We start from the raw sequence: 18,211 nt of genomic DNA on the forward strand, positions 1-18,211 counted from the left end.
TGTTATTCGGCCGCTTGGGCCAGACCCGGGTCCTTCCATATCAGCACTGGCTTGCGTGCCGCCAGTGTTTCATCGAGGCGGCTGCGCGGCGCGAAATGCGGGGCGCTCTTCAGGCTGATATCGCCCGCCTTGGCGCGCTCGGCGACCGAGCGCAAAGCGCCGATGAACTGGTCGAGCGCGGCCTTCGATTCGGTCTCGGTCGGCTCGATCAGCATCGCGCCGTGGACGACCAGCGGGAAGTACATCGTCATCGGGTGGAAGCCCTCGTCGATCAGCCCCTTGGCGACGTCGATCGTCGAGAAACCGTCGGCGAGGCCATTATCCGAGAACAGCGCCTCGTGCATGCACGGGCCCGATGCGGCGAACGGCGCGTCGAGCGTCTTTTCCAGGCTGCGCAGGATGTAATTGGCGTTGAGCACGGCGTCTTCCGAAACCTGGCGCAGGCCATCCGCTCCGTGGCTGAGGATATAGGTCAGCGCGCGGGTGAACATGCCCATCTGGCCGTGGAAGGCAGTCATGCGGCCGAAGGTGTGCGGGTGTTCGTCGCCCGCCGTTTCTTCCTCGATCAGCGCGATATGGCCGTCTGCATAGCGCGCGGTGAAGGGCAGCGGGCCGAACGGCGCGAGCGCTTCCGACAGCACGACCGGGCCCGAGCCGGGACCGCCGCCGCCATGCGGGGTGGAGAAGGTCTTGTGCAAATTGATGTGCATCGCGTCGATGCCGAGATCGCCCGGGCGCACGCGGCCGACGATCGCGTTGAAGTTCGCACCGTCGCAATAGACATAGGCCCCGACCGCATGGACCGCGTCCGAGATCGCCTTCATGTCGCGCTCGAACAGCCCGCAGGTATTGGGGTTGGTGATCATCACCGCCGCCACGTCCGGCCCGAGCCGGGCCTTGAGCGCTGCGGTATCGACACGCCCTTCGGCGGTGGCGGGAATATCCTCGACGGTGAAGCCCGCAAACGCGGCGGTCGCGGGGTTGGTGCCATGCGCGCTCTCGGGCACGAGCACGACCTTGCGGTGGCCCTCGCCGCGCGCTTCCAGCGCCGCCTTGATGCACAGGATGCCGCACAATTCGCCATGCGCGCCCGCCTTGGGGCTCATCGCGACGCCGTACATGCCGGTCAGCTTGATCAGCCACACCGCCAGTTCGTTGATGACGCCAAGCGCGCCCTGCACGGTATCGACCGGCTGGAGCGGATGGATATCGGCGAAACCGGGCAGACGCGCGACCTTCTCATTGAGGCGCGGATTGTGCTTCATCGTGCACGATCCGAGCGGGAAGAAGCCGAGGTCGATGCCGTAATTCTGGCGGCTGAGGCGCGTGTAATGGCGCACCGCTTCCGGTTCCGACAGGCCGGGAAGGCCGATCGGCGTGGTGCGCGCGAGGCTGCCGAGGCTGGTGCCTGACGGCCCCTCTCCCCGGAGGGGAGAGGGAGAAGATGCGAAATCGACGCCTGTGGTCTCCGAATCGCCGATCTCAAAGATCAGCGCTTCTTCCAGCATCAGGCCCTTGTTCCCAGTGACGGTCGGCGAGGCCTTGCCACCGGCGACGGGCGCTTCGGGGCGCCATCCGCTTGCATTGATGCTCATGCCAGAATCTCCTCGAGCGCGGCGGCCAGCGTTTCTACATCTTCTGCCGAGGTCGTCTCGGTCACCGCGACGACCAGGCCGTTGGCGAGGCTCGCCTCACCCGGATAGAGCCGCCCGAGCGATACGCCCGCCAGGATACCGCGTTCAGCCAGGGCGCGCACAACCGGCCGCGCTTCTTGCGGCAGCTTCAGCGTGAATTCGTTGAAGAAGGTGGTCGTTACCAATTCGACCCCTGGCACCTGCGCCAGCCGTGCCGCCGCCGAAGCCGCGCCGTGATGGTTGATCTGGGCCAGCGTGCGCAGGCCCTTTTCGCCCAGCAGCGTCATATGAATCGAGAAAGCCAGCGCACACAGGCCGCTATTGGTGCAGATGTTCGACGTCGCCTTTTCGCGGCGGATATGCTGCTCGCGCGTCGACAGCGTCAGCACGAAACCGCGGCGGCCATCGGCATCCAGCGTCTCACCGCAGAGGCGGCCCGGCATCTGGCGGACGTATTTTTCCTTGCAGCCGAACAGGCCGACATAGGGGCCGCCGAACTGCAGGCCGACGCCGAGCGACTGGCCTTCGCCGACGACGATGTCTGCGTCCATCTCACCGGGCGACTTGATCGCACCCAGCGCAACCGGCTCGGTCACCACCGCAATCAGCAGCGCCTTATTGGCGTGGCAGGCGTCCGCAAGCGGCGTGAGGTCGGCGATGCGGCCGAGAATGTCGGGATATTGCACGACGACGCACGACGTATCCTTGTCGATCGCCGCGATCAGCGTTTCCAGATCGGTGTCTGCGCTCAGGGTCGGCGTCGCGGTTTCGAGCACGTCGCCGGTGAACTTCGCCATCGTCTTGGCGACCGAGACATAATGCGGGTGCAGGCCAGAGGACAGGATCGCCTTGCCGCGCTTGGTGATGCGGCGCGCCATGCCGATTGCTTCCCAGCAGGCGGTCGAGCCGTCATACATCGAGGCGTTGGCGACATCGGTGCCGAGCAGCCGCGCGACTTGCGTCTGGAACTCGAACAGCATCTGCAGCGTGCCCTGCGCGATTTCGGGCTGATACGGGGTATAGGCCGTCAGGAACTCGCCGCGCTGGATCAAATGATCGACCGAGGCGGGCACATGGTGGCGATAGCACCGCAGCCAAGGAAAAAGGGCGCTTCCCCCGCCGTCAGATTCTTGCGGGCCAGCGCGCTCATATGGCGCTCGACCGCCATTTCGCTGGCGTGCATCGGCAGATCGTGGATCGGGCCGTCGAGCCGGGCGGCTTCGGGCACGTCGACGAACAGATCGTCGATCGAAGCGGCACCGATGACGCCGAGCATCGCCTCGCGATCGGACTGAGTCAGGGGTAGGTAACGCATTTCAAAATCTCCCCCCTTCCGCACGGCGGGAGGGGTTGGGGGAGGGAATGACAAAGCTTGGCGGTGAGCAAAACGCCCTCCCCCACGCCCTCCCGCACGGCGGGAGGGGAGAAGGAGATCAGAGCTTCGCGACGAATGCCTGATAGGCGACTTCATCCATCAGCTCGTTCAGCTCATCGGCGTCGCTCAGCGTCAGCTTGAAGAACCAGCCATCGCCTTCGGGATCCTCATTGACGAGGCCGGGCGTGTCGGCGAGCGCGGCGTTGCCGTCGATCACCGTGCCGGACACCGGCGAATAGACGTCCGACGCGGCCTTGACCGATTCGACGACCGCGGCTTCATCGCCCTTGGCCAATTCCTTGCCCTCTTCGGGCACGTCGACGAACACGATGTCGCCGAGCTGGCTCTGCGCATATTCGGTAATGCCAACGATGCCGATGTCACCATCGACATCAACCCATTCATGATCTTCAGTAAAATAACGGCTCATCACTTGCCTCCTGCGCGGACGTAGCGGTGGGGAATAAAGGGCATTGTCGTCACGGTCGCTTGATGGACCTTGCCGCGCTGCGCCAATTGAATTGTCGTACCGGGAACCGCAAGCGCAGTCGGCACATAGGCCATGGCGATCGGCGCGCCGACGCTGGGGGCGAAGCCGCCCGAGGTGACGCGGCCGACGTCAGAGCCCTGCGCATCGAGCACAGCAGCACCTTCGCGCACCGGCTGGCGGCCACCGACCATCAGCCCGACGCGCTTGACGATCGCGCCGTTTTCACGCTCGGCCAGGATGCGTGCTGCGCCCATGAAGTCGCCCGCCTCGCGGCGGCGCTTCGATAGCGCAAAGCCGAGATCCGCCTGGATCGGCGTCGTTTCGGGGTCGAGATCATGGCCGTAAAGCGGCAAGCCGGCCTCAAGCCGCAGCGAATCGCGCGCGCCAAGGCCGATCGGCTTTACCTCAGGCTCGGCGGTCAGCGCATCAGCCAGTGCCTCGACATTCTCGGCAGGCACCGAAATCTCGAAGCCATCCTCGCCGGTATAGCCCGAGCGGCTGATCCACAGCGGAATGCCGTTCCACTCGAAGCCGCCAGCGGTCATGAACACCAGCGCTTCGACGCCCGGCACCAGCCGCGCCAGCGCATCGACCGCCTTGGGACCCTGCAACGCCAGCAGCGCCTGGTCTTCCATATGGTTGAGTGCGATGTCGTCGGGCAGATATTCGAGCAAATGCGCGATATCGTCGATCTTGGTCGCACCGTTGACGACCATGTAAAAGCCCTGAATGTCGAACGGATTGGCGTCGGGCAGGCGCGTAACCATCAGATCATCAAGGATGCCGCCATCTTCGGCCAGCAGTAGCGAATAACGCTGCTTGCCTGCGCCCAGCCCGGCAATGTCGGCGGGCAGCACGGCTTCGAGGGCGGCGACCAGATCGGCACCTTCATCGGAGCGGAACAGCAACTGTCCCATATGGCTGACATCGAACAGGCCAGCCGATTCGCGCACCCACAGATGCTCGGCCATGATGCCTTCATATTGCACCGGCATCTCATAGCCCGCGAACGGCACCATGCGGCCACCACGGGCGCGATGCCAGGCGTCGAGCGGCAAGGTCTCGATCGCGATTTCGTCGGGAATTTCAGCGTCGGTCATAAAGGCCTTCCGTGCGAGGTCTACGGCGTAGCATGACGCCGTAGCGTCCATGATCCGCCGCCCCCTCTGTCACGGATACCTGAGAGCTTTGACTTGCCGCACGTGCCGCAAGCTTACCCCTTCGGTGGCACATCGCCCAAGGCGAGTGCGCTTTCCAGAGTGTCGATGGCCCGCGCGGTCCGGTTGCCTGAGAGATTCCGGGGCGGTTGCTCCTTCGGCGGTCCAGAATGCCGCAAACGGCATCCGGGACGCTCTCCCGCGCGTGCCTATCCCGGTTGCCCGCGATCGACGCCTTCGGTTTGACGCGGCGCAGCAAGCGAGTCAACGACCCTTTGCCACAACCGCGTCAACAATCAGCGTGTGGCGTTATATTTCAGCTGGTCGCTGGTGAGCTGGAAGCCAACCAATGCCTCGAAGGTAGCGCGCAGCACCGCCTGGCGAACTTCCGGACGCGTCAACGGATCGACCGCGGCATCCTCGCCGCCCGCCTTGCGCTTTTCGAGCAGCTTCTTGCGGACATCGTCAGGCAGCGTAGCGGCGGCGCGCGACACGGTCGCGGTGCCGGTTCCCTGCACCGACGCGCGCGGCTGGCCCGCCTCGAAATGCAGCGTGACATGTCCAAGGCGCTTGGCAACGACGGCGCTGCCGCCCTGCACAACGGTGACGAAATAGGGCAAGGTCACGTCGCGGGCACCATCGGTCCGCAGCCGCCGCCCTTCGACCGAGAAGGTCAATGTAGTGAGAATGTCGTCGCCCGCATCGGTGCAGGTCGAACGAACGTTGGTCAACACCGCCGTAAGGTCGAGCGCGGTGGCATCATGGCTGGTCGCGGGATCGAACAGCGTAATGTCGCCGGTGCCGGCCGGGACCGCCACGCTTGGGCACGCCGTGCGGACCGCGGTGATGCCGCCTGTCTCGTCCAGCTCGCCCGTGTGCCGACATCCGCCGAGCAAAACCGCCGCGAACACGGGAAGTGAGAGGGCGGCGATGGCTGATTTCCGGAATGTCACGGGGTCACGCACCTTATCATGCAAAAGGGATCGCCTGCTTTAGGATTTATCGCGCAGGCGCGAGCGCACCATAGGAACCGGCTATCGCCCGCGCAAGCAATCGCGTAGGCTTGCTGCGAGATGTTCACCGCTTCAAAGCCAAAACTCGAGCTCATCATCGCCGCGCCGCGCGGCTTCTGCGCCGGGGTCGACCGTGCCATTCAGATCGTGGAACTGGCGATCGCCAAATATGGCGCACCCGTCTATGTTCGGCACGAAATCGTCCACAATCGCTTCGTCGTCGACATGCTGCGCGACAAAGGCGCGGTGTTTGTGGAGGAATTGGATGAGGTGCCCGACGGCGTTCCCGTCGTCTTCTCCGCGCATGGCGTCCCCAAGGCCGTGCCGAACAAAGCGGCCGAACGCGGCCTCGCCTTTTTCGACGCGACCTGCCCGCTGGTGTCCAAGGTTCACCGCCAGGCTGAGCGCATGGTCCAGCTCGGGCGGCACATCGTGTTCATCGGCCATGCCGGACATCCCGAAGTGATCGGAACGTTCGGCCAGGTGCCCGAAGGCGCGATGTCGCTGGTCGAAACCGTGGCGGATGCCGAAGGCTATACGCCCGCTGACCCCGACAACCTCGCCTTCCTGACCCAGACGACCTTGTCGATGGATGACACCGCCGATGTGGTCGCCACGCTGCAACGGCGTTTCCCCTCGATTCAGGGGCCGCGCGGCGAGGACATTTGCTACGCCACCGCCAACCGCCAGGGCGCAGTCAAGGCGATTGCCCATGCGTGCGATGCGATGTTGGTGATTGGCGCGCCGAACTCTTCAAACTCGGTGCGTCTGGTCGAAGTCGCCGAGCGCGAAGGTACCCCTGCTCGCCTGATTCAGCGTGCGGCGGACCTCGACTGGAGCTTCGTCGACGGCATTAGTAGACTGGGCATTACGGCCGGAGCATCCGCACCGGAGGTGCTGGTGCGCGAACTGGTCGATCGGCTGGCTGAACGGTTTACGGTAACCGAGCGCGAAGTGGAAACGAAGCGCGAGACGGTCTCGTTCAAGCTGCCCCGCGGGCTTGAAGCAACGGCCTGAGCGATGGCCGTGTATACGCCGGTATCGGCCGAGGTCCTGGCCGGTTTCCTCGCGCGCTATGACGTTGGCGAGTTGGTGTCCGCCAAGGGAATCGCCGAGGGTGTCGAGAACACCAACTACCTGGTCGACACCACCACCGGCCGCTTCATCCTGACGCTGTATGAAAAGCGCGTCGAGGGCGGCGACCTGCCCTATTTCATGGCGCTGCTCGATCATCTCGCAGCGCGCGGCAACCCTGTACCGCCAGCGATCAAGGACCGCGACGGCACCGCGATTCAGACGCTGGAGGGTCGTCCCGCCTGCCTCATCAAGTTTCTGTCCGGCGTGTCGGTATCGCATCCGACCGCAGCACAGGCGCGCGCTGCGGGAGTGGCGATGGCGGATATGCACGTCGCCTTGGCCGATTTTCCCGAGACACGTGCCAATTCGATGGGGGTCGAGACCTGGGCCCCCTTGTTCGAGCGCTGCGGGCGCAGTCTCGATACCATCGCGCCCGGCTTGTATGATGATCTCGGCTTCGCGATCGATCGGGTCGTCGGTGCATGGCCCCGGGCGACGCTCGACACGGTCACCATCCATGCCGACCTCTTCCCCGACAATGTGCTGATGCGCGGCGACGCCGTATCCGGGCTGATCGATTTCTATTTCGCCTGCACCGATCTGCGCGTGTACGATCTGGCGATCATGCACAGCGCCTGGGCCTTTGACGCCACGGGGGCGCACTATGACGCCGCCATCGGCGATGCGCTGACGGCAGGGTATGAGCAGCGCTTTCCGCTATCGTCGGTCGAACAGGCCGCCTTCCCGACGCTGGCCAGCGGGGCCTGTGTCCGCTTCGCCCTGTCGCGCGCATGGGACTGGCTCAACACCCCCGCCGACGCGCTCGTCACGCGCAAGGACCCGCTCGCTTATGTCCGGCGACTCTCGCATTATGCGCCGGAGCTGGTTAAGCGGACGCGATGACCGCGACAGCAAAAAGACCCGCCCAAAGAACTCACCAAAGTCGAAATCGCCACCGATGGTGCCTGCAAGGGCAATCCCGGCCCAGGTGGCTGGGGCGCGCTGATTCGCGCAGGCGGCACCGAGAAAGAGCTGTCGGGCGGTGAAGCGCTGACCACCAATAACCGCATGGAATTGATGGCCGCGATCGAGGGGCTGAACGCGCTGAAACGCCCCTGCCATGTCATGCTCTCGACCGACAGTCGCTATGTGATGGACGGGCTGACCAAGTGGATCAAAGGCTGGCAAAAGAACGGCTGGAAGACCGCTGCGCGCCAGCCGGTGAAGAATGCCGATCTGTGGCAGGCGCTGCTCGACGCGGCGAAACCGCACCGGGTCGAATGGACCTGGGTCAAAGGCCATGCCGGCCACCCCGACAACGAACGCGCAGACCGGCTGGCGAGCGATGCCGCGGTGGCCGCTGGCAGGCGCGCTTAAGCCTCTTCGACCGGCGCGCCCGGACCGTTCTTCAGCACCGATTCAATCGCATTCTTGGCCCCGGCCTTGCTCGAATAGCCTTCGGTCCACCAAATCAGTTCGCTGTTATATTTGAACTTGGCGACATACTCGCCCGCCTTGTTCTGCTCGATCACGAATTTGTGTGCCATGCGAACCTCCCCGGTTTGTCGGTTCGGGAAGGATAGCGACGAGAATATCGTTACGCCAGCACCGCGAAGCGGCCCGGTGCATAGCGGGTAGGATCGATCGCAGCCACGCTGGGATCAGGCGCGCGGCCCAAAAGAAGCGCTGCGGCCAGCGCGGCCGCTGCCGGTGCCGTCTGGATGCCGAAACCGCCCTGCCCCGCGCACCAGAAGAAACCGGGCGAATCGGGGGCGAAGCCATAGACCGGCAAGCGATCCGGCGCGAAGCTGCGCAGGCCCGCCCAACGCCGTTCGACGCGCGTGATCTGCCAATCGACGACGTGTTCGAACCGGTCGATCGCAACGGCGACGTCGATCTCCTCGGGCTGGACATCACCGGGCGTGGCCGGAGTCTCGTCGTGCGGGCTGAGCCACAGCCGACCTCCGGCCTCGGGCTTGAAATAGAATTGGCCCGAAATGTCCGCGATATGCGGCAGCGTATCGGGGGCCGCCGGGCTGGTCGCCAATTGCACGACGGTGCGGCGATAAGCGGCGATGCCGATCGGCGCGACCCCCGCCATTTCTGCAACCGCATCGGCCCAGGCACCGGCGGCGTTGACGAGGATCGTCGCCGACACCGGCCCCGCGCCTGTCTCCATTTGCCAGCGACCACCGGTGTGGACCGCGCGCTGCAACGGCGCGGACAGCAACAGCGTCACCCCGCCCTGCCGCGCTTGTGCCAGATAATGCGCGTGGAGCGCCGCGACATCGATATAGGTGCTGCTCGCCTCCAGCACGCCCAGCGTCCAGTCGGCGCGCAAACCCGGAATGTACGCGCGCGGATCAACCCGCTGCAGCGCCACGCTGCTGCCCGCAAATTCCGCCAGAAAGCCGTCGATCCGGTCCGAATCCGACGCGCGCCCGATATGGAGCGAGCCGAGATCGGCCAGGAAGCCCCCGCCCCGCAACGCAGCGCCCGATGCGGTGGTTAGCGGCTGCACGCCAGGGCCGCCATAGGTTTCCGACCAGAAAGCCGCCGACCGCCCGGTCGCATGGTAGCCGGGCAAATCCTCCGCCTCGAGCATCACCACCGAAGCATAAGGCGCAATCGCGGCGGCAAGACTTGCGCCCGCAATCCCGGCCCCGACAATCGCCACGTCATAGTGCGTCACGGCTCTACCTCTGCGCCCGCGACGACAGGAAGATGTCGATCTCGCCAATCGCGCGATTGCGCACCGGATCTGCCTCGCGCAGGATCTCGTGCGCGGATTCCTTGCCGAAGCGCACCACCCGCGCATCCGGCACCTTTGCCGCGATCTTCAGCGCGGCCTTGGGGTCGACCAATTTATCGTCATCGGCAACGACGAACAGCAACGGCACGTCGAGCGTTTTCAAACGCGGATCGACGCTCAACCGCCGCGTCGACGCAAACGCCTCGATCACCCAGCGCCAGCTCGGCGGCCCCAGCAGCAATTCGGGCTTGCTCGATTGCCAGAAGATCTCGTCCTCATAGCGATCCGTATCCTTGGTGAGCAGTGCCTGGCGCGTTTCGGTGGTGGCGGGCCGCTCATTCCCGCGCCACGCTGGCCGTGCTGCATTGCCGACGCCGCCTAGCACCCGCGCGAGCCGTTCGCCGAGCGTCGCGCCAAGCGGACTGTGCAACCCCAGCATCGGCGCGATCAGGACAGCGGCATCGGGTCGCGCCGCGCCTTCGACCAGCGCCCGCAGCAACAGATGGCCGCCCATCGAATGGCCAAGCGCAACATGCGGTCCGCCGTCGCGCCCGGCATCTTCCGCAACCCAATCCGCCCAAAAGGCGCGAAAATCGTCGATATACTGCTGAAAATCGTCGACATGGCCAACATGCGGATCGGGCGACAGCCGCCCCGACCCGCCCTGCCCGCGCCAGTCGAACGACGTGATCGACCAGCCGAGCGCATGCCAGTGCGCAAACGCCTCGAGATACTTCTCGAAGATATCGCCGCGGCCGCCCTGAAACAGCATCCGACCGCGCGGTCGTCCTTCGACGCCCCAGTCGAAGCGCCGCAGCGCCCAGCCATCGGGAGCGGACCATTGCGTGATCCGCGCAGCCGCAGGAATCGCGCGACGATAAAGCTGAGGGGAAACCATGGACGATGGTTACGGTTTTGAAAGGCCCGCCGTCTACACCTTTCCTCATGGGTGGGATCAATCTGTCAACGATGTTGCTGCTGGTGCTGGCGGCGCTCCTGGTTTCGGCCGGGATCCAGGATGCACGCACGCGCGAGATCGCCAATTGGAAAAAACGCCGCGATCGCGCTGCTCGCGCCCTTATGGTGGTGGGCGAATGCCCTGGGCTGGATGGCGATTGCGGAGCAGGTTGGCATTGCGCTGCTGGTGTTCGCGGTTTTCGTCGCCGCATTTCATTTCGGCTGGATGGGCGGCGGCGACGTCAAGATGATCGGCGCGCTGGCGCTGTGGCTGCTCGATCCCGTCGCTTTGACCTGGATGTTGATCGTCATGTCGCTGGTCGGCGGTGCGCTCACCGTGGTGCTGCTGATGGAACGCGCGTTGCGCCATCGCACGACGCAAATCGAGGTCCCCTACGGCGTGGCGATCGCAATCGCCGCGCTGATCGCACTGCGTGAACCGCTTTTTAACCACTTTGGTGTGAATGCTTAACGCGGGCTCAACTGCCCGCGTCCGAAAGGTCTAAGATGGATAGTCGCAAGGTCATTTTGCTGTTGGGTGCGCTGATCGTTGCCGCGATCTCGGCGTTCATGGCACGATCGTTGATCATTGGCAGCCCGGCACCGCAAGCGAATGCGGTAGCGATGGCACCGGTCGCAAACGGCCCGGAAGTGCTGGTCGCAACCAAGGCGCTCCCTGTCGGGACCATCCTCGACGCGACCTCGCTGAAATACCAGCCGTGGCCGAAGGAACTGGTCGAGAACGCCTATTACATCAAGAAGGGCGGCTTCGATCCGCGCTCGCTGATGGGCACGGTCGTGCGCAATGCGATCACCGCCGGGCAGCCGATCACCCAAGGCGCGCTGGTCAAGCCGGGCGACCGTGGCTTCCTCGCCGCCGCCCTCGGCCCGGGCATGCGCGCCGTGACCGTGCCGGTGCAGACGCAGACCAGCGTGGCCGGCTTCGTCTTCCCGGGCGATCGCATCGACCTGATCCTGACGCAGACCGTCCCCGGTGGCGGCGATGGCCCGCCGCTCAAGGCCGCCGAGACGATCATGCGCAACTTGCGCGTGCTCGCCACCGACCAGCGTACCGACAACGGTGTCGGCGAAGACGGAAAGGCCGTCGTCCGTACCTTTTCCAACGTGACGATCGAAGCGACCCCGAAGATTGCCGAACAGATTGCCGTGGCTCAAACGCTGGGGTCGCTCTCGCTGTCGCTGCGCTCGATCGCCGACAATAGCAGCGAACTCGAACAGGCGATCGCCAGCGGCGATGTCTCCATGCCCGACGACCCCAAGGCCGAAAAGGCGATGCTGACCCGCATCGCCAGCACGCCCGCGACCGGGGGCGGGACGATGGTGACCGGAGCCGACGTCTCGCGTTTTCAACGCAGCACGGTTCCCGGCAAGCCTGCTGATACCTCGGGCTCCGGTGGCGCACCGGGTACCGGGACGTTTCCGGGGGCTGGCACCGGCCCCGTGATCCGCGTCGCACGCGGCAATGCGGTGACCGATGTCGCCCTTGGGGGGAAGAAATAATGCGTAGCGCAACCGCTCTGCACCGCGTCCTGTCGGCGACGGTCATCACCGCGCTGGTCGGCAGTGCGCCGGTCACCGCCATGGCTGCAGGTCCCAAACTTCAAGCAAAGCCAGCGCCTGCGCGCGGCGGGCAACGTCCGGTCACCCATGTTGGTGCCGCACCTGCTGGCACTGTGCGTCCGACGACCGAGGTGGTGCTGTCGACCGGGCAAGGCGAATTGATCAACCTGCCCGCCAACGTCAGCGACGTGTGGGTTTCGAACCCCGGCGTGGCCGACGTTTATGTGAACAATCTCCATCAGATCCATCTGTTCGGCAAGGATTCCGGCGAATCGACGATCTTCGCCACCTCGGCGAGCGGCACGGTGATTTACGCCGCCAACATCCGCGTCAGCCAGAACCTGTCCTCGATCGACCGGATGGTGAAGCTCGCCATGCCCGACAGCGACATCAAGGTGACGACGGTCGGGCAGATCGCAGTGCTGACCGGCACGGTGTCGTCTCCCGAGGACAGCGCGGCCGCGCAGCGCCTTGTTACCGCGCTGCTCAATCCTGGCGTCGCGGTCGGCCCGGACGCCGCGCTTAAGGTCGGCGTGATCAACCGCTTGCGCGCGGCAACGCCCTTGCAGGTCAATTTGCAGGTGCGCATCGCCGAGGTCAGCCGCAGCTTCGTCAAGAATATCGGGGTAAACCTCACCAGCCGTGGCTCCGGCAGCACGCTGTTCGGCATTACCCAAGGGCGCCAGGGCACGATTGCTACGGCACCGGGAACGATCGGCAGCGGCATCATCAATGCCGACGGTTCGCTTCCGGGACAAACCGTCTTCACCCAGCCTGCCGCGACCGGCATGGGCACGACGCTTGGCCTGGCCGGCCACGCATTGGGGATGGACCTGCTGTCCTCGCTCGATCTGGGCGAGCGCGACGGTCAGGTTTCGACGCTCGCCAATCCGAACATCACGGTCATTTCCGGCGAAACCGGCTCGTTCCTCGCGGGCGGCGAGTTCCCGATCCCGATTTCGCAGGGGCTGGGCGCGGTCTCGGTCGATTACAAGCAATATGGCGTGAGCCTGTCCTATACTCCGACGGTGTTGGCCGATGGGCGCATTTCGCTCCATGTCCGTCCCGAGGTGTCGCAGCTGTCTTCGCAGGGTTCGGTGACGCTTTCCGGCGTCAGCATTCCGGCGCTGACGACAAGGCGGGCCGAGACGACCGTCGAGCTCGGCTCGGGTCAGAGCATGATGATCGCAGGCCTGCTGCAAAACAATCACAACAACTCGATCGACAAGGCACCCGCGCTTGGCGACATGCCCATTGTCGGCGCGTTGTTCCGCTCCAATGCGTTCCAGCGCAACGAAACCGAGCTGGTGATCGTGATCACGCCGTATCTCGTGAAGCCGGTCAACGCCAATGACATCGTCCTGCCAACCGACGGCTATAAGGCCCCGACCGACCTTGGCCGTGTTTTCATGGGTCAGCTTGGCGGCGGCACCACCGGCGGCGACCGCCCGAAGCCGACCATGGCTCCGGCTGGCAGTGCGCAGCCTTCGCTCGGGGCGGCGGCTCCTGGACCGGTCGCGCCGGACCCCACACCGGGGTCGCCGGTCGATCGCCGTCGCGATGCGCCCGCCGCTATCACGCCACCACCCAGCCAAACCAAAAAGGGCGCGAGTGCCGCACCCGGTTTCGACATCAATTGAGGGCCGAGGGACATGATCATGAACAAATATGTGCGTGCGATCACGACCGGCCTGCTTCCGGCGTTGGCGCTGTCTGCGTGCGCGGGCACGGAAAATCGCGGACTCGAATCGGTGCATCAGCCGGTGGTCAGCCGCGCCGATTATGCCATTGATGTCGCGACGAGCGGCGACGGCCTGGCCCCGGGCGAAGCGCAGCGCCTCGCCGGGTGGATGGCGTCGTTGCGGGTCGGCTATGGCGACAAGGTCGCGGTCGAGAATCCCACGCCTTCGAGTGGCGGCGTAAAGGACGATATCGCCCGCGAAGCGTCGCGTTATGGCCTGCTGGTGTCCGACGAGGCCCCGCTGGTCGGTGCGGCCGTTACGCCGGGAATGGCACGCGTCATCGTCAGCCGCACAAAGGCGACGGTTCCGGGCTGTCCCGATTACAGCCGCGACACCTCGACCGAATATGAGGCCAATACCTCCTCCAACCACGGCTGCGCGATGAACGCCAACCTCGCCGCGATGGTCGCCAATCCGGCAGACCTGGTGCGCGGGCAAGGCGGAAGCGCGGTCGCCGACCAATTGGCCTCGGCCAAGGCAATCGAAAGCTACCGCAAGGCGGCACCGACCGGTGCCGGCGGCACGACGGTCAAGACGGAAAGCACCGGAGGCAAGTAATGAATGCGCCCTTCAACCCAGCTCGCATCGGCTTGCGCGATCCCTTTGCCGCCTATGTCTGCGACGAAACCGCCGCCGAGACGCTGCGCCCGATCGCGGTGGAAATGGGCTGGGCACCCGAGAAAGTGAACAAAGGCGGCCTGCGCAACGCGGTACAGTCGCTGTCCGTGTCCGCGAGCCCGCAAATCCTGTTTGTCGATCTTTCCGAAAGCGGCGATCCGCTCAACGATATCAATGCGCTGGCCGAAGTGTGCGAGCCGGGCACCGTTGTCATCGCCGCAGGCCAGGTCAACGACGTGCGGCTGTATCGCGATCTCATCGTGAGCGGAATCCAGGACTATCTGCTCAAGCCGCTCAATCCCGACATGCTGCGGGATGCGTTCACCCATGCCCAGACCGTGCTGAACGCGCCCAAGGTTTCGGACACGGGCACCGAACGTCCGCACATCTCCACCGCGTTCATCGGCGCGCGGGGTGGCGTTGGCGCTTCGAGCCTCGCCACCGGTGTCGCCTGGGTGCTGAGCGAAAAGGGCGCACGGACGACGGCCCTGCTCGACCTTGATGTGCATTTCGGCACCGGCGCGCTGTCGCTCGACCTCGAGCCGGGGCGCGGCTTGACCGACGCGATCGAAAACCCCAGCCGCATCGACGGACTGTTCATCGAACGTGCGATGGTCAAGTCGAGCGAAATGCTCTCCGTGCTGTCGGCAGAAGCACCGATCAACTCCCCGATCCTTACCGACGGGGGCGCGTTTTTATCAGTTGCAGGAGGAAATGCGCTCCGCGTTCGAATGCACCGTGGTCGATTTGCCGCGCAACATGCTCGTGCTGCATCCGCATTTGATGACGGACATCCAGGTGGCAGTGGTCGTGACCGAGCTAACGCTCGCCGCCGCGCGCGACACGATCCGTATCCTGTCCTGGATGAAGTCCAACGCGCCACAGACGCAGGTGGTGGTGGTCGCCAATCGCGTCCAGCCGACCGCGCAACTGGAAATCAGCCGCAAGGACTTTGAAGGGTCGATCGAACGCAAGATCGATTTCATGGTGCCCTTCGACCAGAAGCTGGCTGCGCAATCGGCCAAATTGGGCAAGCCGCTAACCGAAGCCGGCAAGGGCTCGAAGACGATTGTCCCGATCGTCGATCTTGCGACGAAATTGATGGCGGTTGGAGACTCGGCCGAACCGATCGACAGCGCGACCAAAAAGAAGGTTGGGGCCAAGGGGCCTTCGCTGATGGGGAAATTCGATTTCAAATCGCTGATTTCCCGACCCGCGAAGAAGAAGTGACCCCCAAAAACCTCGTGGCAAAATTCTGCGGCGTAAACGCCGTGGTAACGAAGCGGAGCGCTTGATAGGCCTCATGGAACTGATGCCGGTCCTTTCGCTGGGTGCAGGTGCGCTGGTCGTACTCGCGCTGATGGCTTTCGCCTTTGCGGGCCCCAATGCGGAGCGTGCCCGCACACGACGCATGGCCGCCCTGCGCGCGCGCCATAGCGATGCCGCCAACGTGCTGGTCGACGCGCAAATGCGCCGCATCGCGACGGCGCGGAACAACCGGATGGATGCAGCGGCAATGCGCTTCATCCCGCGCCCGGCGCTGCTGAAACAGCGTTTGGCGATGACGGGGAAGACCTGGACGGTCGGGCAATATGGCATCGCCACCTTGGGCATCATCCTCGCCGTCGCGTTGGCACTGATCATTCTTGGCTTGCCGATCCTGCTCGCGTTGCTGCTCGGGCTGGTTGTCGGCGCAGGCCTGCCGCACATGGTAGTCGGCTATTTCATCAAGCGACGGATCGCGAAATTCACCGCCAAGTTTCCCGACGCCATTGAGCTGCTGGTGCGTGGCTTGCGCTCGGGCCTGCCCATCACGGAGACCATCGCCGTCGTCGCGCAGGAGGTCGATGGGCCCGTCGGCGTCGAGTTCAAGAACATCACCGACAAGATGAAGATCGGGCGGACGATGGACGCGGCGCTTCAAGATACCGCCGACCGACTGGGAACGCCCGAATTTCAGTTCTTCTGCATCACCATCGCGATCCAACGCGAAACCGGCGGCAACCTGGCCGAAACGCTGTCCAATCTCGCGACCGTGCTGCGTATGCGCGGCCAGATGAAGCTGAAGATCAAGGCGATGTCGTCCGAATCCAAGGCCTCCGCCTATATCGTCGGGTCGCTGCCCTTCATCGTGTTCGGCCTGATCTGGATGATCAACGCCAGCTACATGCAGAACTTCTTCGTCGACCAACGCCTGATGGTGGCTGGTGGCGGCGGGTTGATCTGGATGGGAATCGGCGCGTTCATCATGAGCCGCATGGTCAATTTCGAGATCTGATGCGATGAATCCCGCCACCCCCACCGGTCCGGTTATCCTCGGCGTCGACGTCTATACCGTCGCGACGCTGTTGGCCGGCCTCGCTGCGTTCATGGTGCTGCTGGCCATCTACGCGGTGACCACCTCGCACGACCCGATGACCAAGCGCGTCAAGGCACTCAACGACCGGCGCGAACAGTTGAAGGCGGGCATTACCGCCTCGACCAAGCGCCGCGCCAAGCTGGTCACCAAGAATGAGACGACCGACCGCATCAAGGCGCTGCTCTCCTCGCTCAAAGTGCTGCAGGACAGCCAGGTCAAGGCCGCGCAGATCAAGCTGATGCAAGCCGGCATCCGCTCCAAGGAATATGCGGTGGCGGTGATTTTCGGCCGCCTCGTCCTGCCGCTGACGTGGGGCGTGTTTGGGCTGTACGTGGTTTACGGCACCGAGATGTTCGCGAATTGGACGCCGATCAAAGCCTATGGCCTGGTCGCGGCCAACTTCATCCTGTCGTACAAAGCGCCCGACCTCTACCTCAACAACAAGATCAGCAAACGGTCGCTGGCGATCCAGAAGGGCTTGCCCGACGCGCTCGATCTGCTCGTCATCTGTGCCGAAGCGGGACTGACCGTCGACGCCGCCTTCAACCGCGTCGCGCGCGAATTGGGGAAAGCCTATCCCGAGCTTGGCGACGAATTCACGCTGACGGCGATCGAACTCGGCTTCCTTTCCGAACGACGGCAGGCCTTCGAAAACCTCGCGCAACGCGTGAAACTCGATGCCGTGAAGGGGGTGGTCACCACCATGGTCCAGACCGAGAAATACGGGACTCCGCTGGCATCCGCCCTGCGTGTGCTTTCGGCCGAGTTCCGTAACGAACGCATGATGCGGGCGGAAGAAAAGGCCGCACGCCTGCCCGCGATCATGACGATCCCGCTGATCCTGTTCATTCTGCCGACGTTGTTCGTGGTGATTCTGGGCCCCGCCGCCTGCTCGATCTCGGACGCGTTCAAGCACTAAGGCCCGCGGGTCAGCACGCTTGCCCCCCAGCCGTGGTTAACGGCAGGATCGTTGCGGAAGCGAATCTTGGGCGGGGGATGCAAAGGTCATGCTGTTCACGACACCGGAACAGTTCATCGTACTTGCGGCAGTGCTCCTCGGCGGGTGGTTGCTGGGGTATGTCAGCGCGCCGAGCCCGAAAAAAGTGGAAGCGCCGGGTGCGGGAGCAATCGGAAAGCTTCACCGCTTATCATGAGCAGGCGCAGGACCAGTTGCGGGCATCGCATAGCCGCGCCGCGAACCTGACCGCCGATCTCGAAGCGCTACGCGCTGACCATGCCGAGGCGGAACGGACGATCGTCGGGCTCCGCAGCGCTGCGGCGGCCGCCACGCCGCCAGCCGCCGCTCCGGTGATCGCTGTCCCGCTGCCCGTGACCCCGCCCCCTGCGGCACCGCTCCCGTCACCCGAGCCGGTCATCGCGGCCGCAGTGCCGGAGGAACCGTCAGCGGCGATTGACCACACCGACACGCCACCAGTGGCAGCGCCCTCCCGCCACC

Annotated in this window: 15 protein-coding genes, 4 pseudogenes and 1 riboswitch; of the genes and pseudogenes, 11 read left to right on the top strand and 8 right to left on the bottom strand. The window is 64.6% G+C overall.

Annotated features, from left to right (window positions below; all coding sequences use genetic code 11):
* Positions 1-2: 2 nt before the first annotated feature.
* The 5 genes and pseudogenes from gcvPB to NW75_RS09635 all read right to left on the bottom strand — a co-directional run bounded on the left by gcvPB (position 3) and on the right by NW75_RS09635 (position 5,609).
* A complete protein-coding gene (gcvPB, locus tag NW75_RS09615) occupies positions 3-1,595 on the bottom strand; it encodes an aminomethyl-transferring glycine dehydrogenase subunit GcvPB (protein WP_033964954.1) in 1,593 nt (530 codons plus the stop codon).
* Positions 1,592-3,105: pseudogene (gcvPA, locus tag NW75_RS09620) on the bottom strand (aminomethyl-transferring glycine dehydrogenase subunit GcvPA). The gene gcvPB and the pseudogene gcvPA overlap by 4 nt, the downstream one beginning before the upstream one ends.
* A complete protein-coding gene (gene gcvH, locus NW75_RS09625) occupies positions 3,068-3,439 on the bottom strand; it encodes a glycine cleavage system protein GcvH (RefSeq protein ID WP_033964955.1) in 372 nt (123 codons plus the stop codon). Before gcvH ends, gcvPA begins: the two are co-directional and overlap by 38 nt.
* Positions 3,439-4,599, bottom strand: a complete 1,161-nt coding sequence (gcvT, locus tag NW75_RS09630) for a glycine cleavage system aminomethyltransferase GcvT (RefSeq protein ID WP_081988713.1) — start codon at positions 4,597-4,599, stop codon at positions 3,439-3,441. Before gcvT ends, gcvH begins: the two co-directional genes overlap by 1 nt.
* Before the next feature lie 165 nt (positions 4,600-4,764).
* Positions 4,765-4,868, bottom strand: a riboswitch (glycine riboswitch).
* Positions 4,869-4,952: 84 nt separating this feature from the next.
* Positions 4,953-5,609, bottom strand: a complete 657-nt coding sequence (locus tag NW75_RS09635) for a hypothetical protein (protein WP_081988715.1) — start codon at positions 5,607-5,609, stop codon at positions 4,953-4,955.
* 120 nt (positions 5,610-5,729) lie between these two features.
* Here NW75_RS09635 and ispH point away from each other — a divergent pair, with 120 nt between their 5' ends.
* The 3 genes from ispH to rnhA are packed head-to-tail and all read left to right on the top strand — an operon-like array spanning position 5,730 to position 8,123.
* Positions 5,730-6,686: a 4-hydroxy-3-methylbut-2-enyl diphosphate reductase gene (gene ispH / locus NW75_RS09640; RefSeq protein WP_033964957.1), complete on the top strand. Its 957-nt coding sequence runs from the start codon at positions 5,730-5,732 to the stop codon at positions 6,684-6,686.
* Between the two features lie 3 nt (positions 6,687-6,689).
* Positions 6,690-7,649 carry a homoserine kinase gene (thrB, locus tag NW75_RS09645; RefSeq protein WP_033964958.1) on the top strand — a complete coding sequence of 320 codons (960 nt, stop codon included), beginning with the start codon at positions 6,690-6,692 and terminating at the stop codon, positions 7,647-7,649.
* A 45-nt stretch (positions 7,650-7,694) separates the two neighbouring features.
* The gene (gene rnhA / locus NW75_RS09650; protein WP_033964959.1) at positions 7,695-8,123 is read left to right on the top strand and encodes a ribonuclease HI; all 429 of its coding nucleotides are present in this window, start codon (positions 7,695-7,697) and stop codon (positions 8,121-8,123) included.
* On the opposite strand, the gene NW75_RS23720 is transcribed toward rnhA, so the two are convergent.
* The 3 genes from NW75_RS23720 to NW75_RS09660 are packed head-to-tail and all read right to left on the bottom strand — an operon-like array spanning position 8,120 to position 10,396.
* Complete coding sequence (locus tag NW75_RS23720) at positions 8,120-8,293, bottom strand: YegP family protein (protein ID WP_010403777.1); 174 nt, start codon at positions 8,291-8,293, stop codon at positions 8,120-8,122. The genes rnhA and NW75_RS23720 overlap by 4 nt on opposite strands.
* Before the next feature lie 50 nt (positions 8,294-8,343).
* Complete coding sequence (locus tag NW75_RS09655) at positions 8,344-9,438, bottom strand: NAD(P)/FAD-dependent oxidoreductase (RefSeq protein WP_033964960.1); 1,095 nt, start codon at positions 9,436-9,438, stop codon at positions 8,344-8,346.
* Positions 9,439-9,442: 4 nt separating this feature from the next.
* The gene (locus tag NW75_RS09660) at positions 9,443-10,396 is read right to left on the bottom strand and encodes an alpha/beta fold hydrolase (RefSeq protein ID WP_033964962.1); all 954 of its coding nucleotides are present in this window, start codon (positions 10,394-10,396) and stop codon (positions 9,443-9,445) included.
* Positions 10,397-10,443: 47 nt separating this feature from the next.
* Between NW75_RS09660 and NW75_RS09665 the strand changes: the two are divergent.
* From NW75_RS09665 to NW75_RS25105, 8 genes and pseudogenes are all read left to right on the top strand, one after another.
* A pseudogene (locus NW75_RS09665) lies at positions 10,444-10,927 on the top strand (A24 family peptidase).
* A gap of 35 nt (positions 10,928-10,962) precedes the next feature.
* Positions 10,963-11,976: a Flp pilus assembly protein CpaB gene (gene cpaB / locus NW75_RS09670; protein WP_033964963.1), complete on the top strand. Its 1,014-nt coding sequence runs from the start codon at positions 10,963-10,965 to the stop codon at positions 11,974-11,976.
* Positions 11,976-13,676: a type II and III secretion system protein family protein gene (locus tag NW75_RS09675; protein WP_033964965.1), complete on the top strand. Its 1,701-nt coding sequence runs from the start codon at positions 11,976-11,978 to the stop codon at positions 13,674-13,676. The genes cpaB and NW75_RS09675 overlap by 1 nt, the downstream gene beginning before the upstream one ends.
* 12 nt (positions 13,677-13,688) lie before the next feature.
* Entirely contained in the window at positions 13,689-14,336 is a 648-nt protein-coding gene (locus NW75_RS09680; protein ID WP_052192346.1) for a CpaD family pilus assembly protein, read from the top strand.
* Positions 14,336-15,626, top strand: a pseudogene (locus NW75_RS09685) (AAA family ATPase). Before NW75_RS09680 ends, NW75_RS09685 begins: the two are co-directional and overlap by 1 nt.
* 73 nt (positions 15,627-15,699) lie before the next feature.
* Positions 15,700-16,674 carry a type II secretion system F family protein gene (locus NW75_RS09690; RefSeq protein WP_033964967.1) on the top strand — a complete coding sequence of 325 codons (975 nt, stop codon included), beginning with the start codon at positions 15,700-15,702 and terminating at the stop codon, positions 16,672-16,674.
* A gap of 4 nt (positions 16,675-16,678) precedes the next feature.
* On the top strand, positions 16,679-17,674 hold the full coding sequence (locus tag NW75_RS09695; protein ID WP_033964968.1) for a type II secretion system F family protein: 996 nt from the start codon (positions 16,679-16,681) through the stop codon (positions 17,672-17,674).
* A gap of 197 nt (positions 17,675-17,871) precedes the next feature.
* Positions 17,872-18,211, top strand: a pseudogene (locus NW75_RS25105) (hypothetical protein); the annotation flags it as partial.

Source organism: Sphingomonas sp. Ant H11, from assembly GCF_000797515.1.
In the GTDB taxonomy this organism is placed as follows: domain Bacteria; phylum Pseudomonadota; class Alphaproteobacteria; order Sphingomonadales; family Sphingomonadaceae; genus Sphingomonas.

Coding starts and splice junctions, on each gene's coding strand:
- cpaB (WP_033964963.1), top strand. CDS start 10,963: ATGGATAGTCGCAAGGTCATTTTGCTGTTGGGTGCGCTGATCGTTGCC.
- thrB (WP_033964958.1), top strand. CDS start 6,690: ATGGCCGTGTATACGCCGGTATCGGCCGAGGTCCTGGCCGGTTTCCTC.
- NW75_RS09680 (WP_052192346.1), top strand. CDS start 13,689: ATGATCATGAACAAATATGTGCGTGCGATCACGACCGGCCTGCTTCCG.
- gcvT (WP_081988713.1), bottom strand. CDS start 4,599: ATGACCGACGCTGAAATTCCCGACGAAATCGCGATCGAGACCTTGCCG.
- gcvPB (WP_033964954.1), bottom strand. CDS start 1,595: ATGAGCATCAATGCAAGCGGATGGCGCCCCGAAGCGCCCGTCGCCGGT.
- NW75_RS09660 (WP_033964962.1), bottom strand. CDS start 10,396: ATGGTTTCCCCTCAGCTTTATCGTCGCGCGATTCCTGCGGCTGCGCGG.
- NW75_RS09690 (WP_033964967.1), top strand. CDS start 15,700: ATGGAACTGATGCCGGTCCTTTCGCTGGGTGCAGGTGCGCTGGTCGTA.
- NW75_RS09675 (WP_033964965.1), top strand. CDS start 11,976: ATGCGTAGCGCAACCGCTCTGCACCGCGTCCTGTCGGCGACGGTCATC.
- ispH (WP_033964957.1), top strand. CDS start 5,730: ATGTTCACCGCTTCAAAGCCAAAACTCGAGCTCATCATCGCCGCGCCG.
- gcvH (WP_033964955.1), bottom strand. CDS start 3,439: ATGAGCCGTTATTTTACTGAAGATCATGAATGGGTTGATGTCGATGGT.
- NW75_RS23720 (WP_010403777.1), bottom strand. CDS start 8,293: ATGGCACACAAATTCGTGATCGAGCAGAACAAGGCGGGCGAGTATGTC.
- NW75_RS09695 (WP_033964968.1), top strand. CDS start 16,679: ATGAATCCCGCCACCCCCACCGGTCCGGTTATCCTCGGCGTCGACGTC.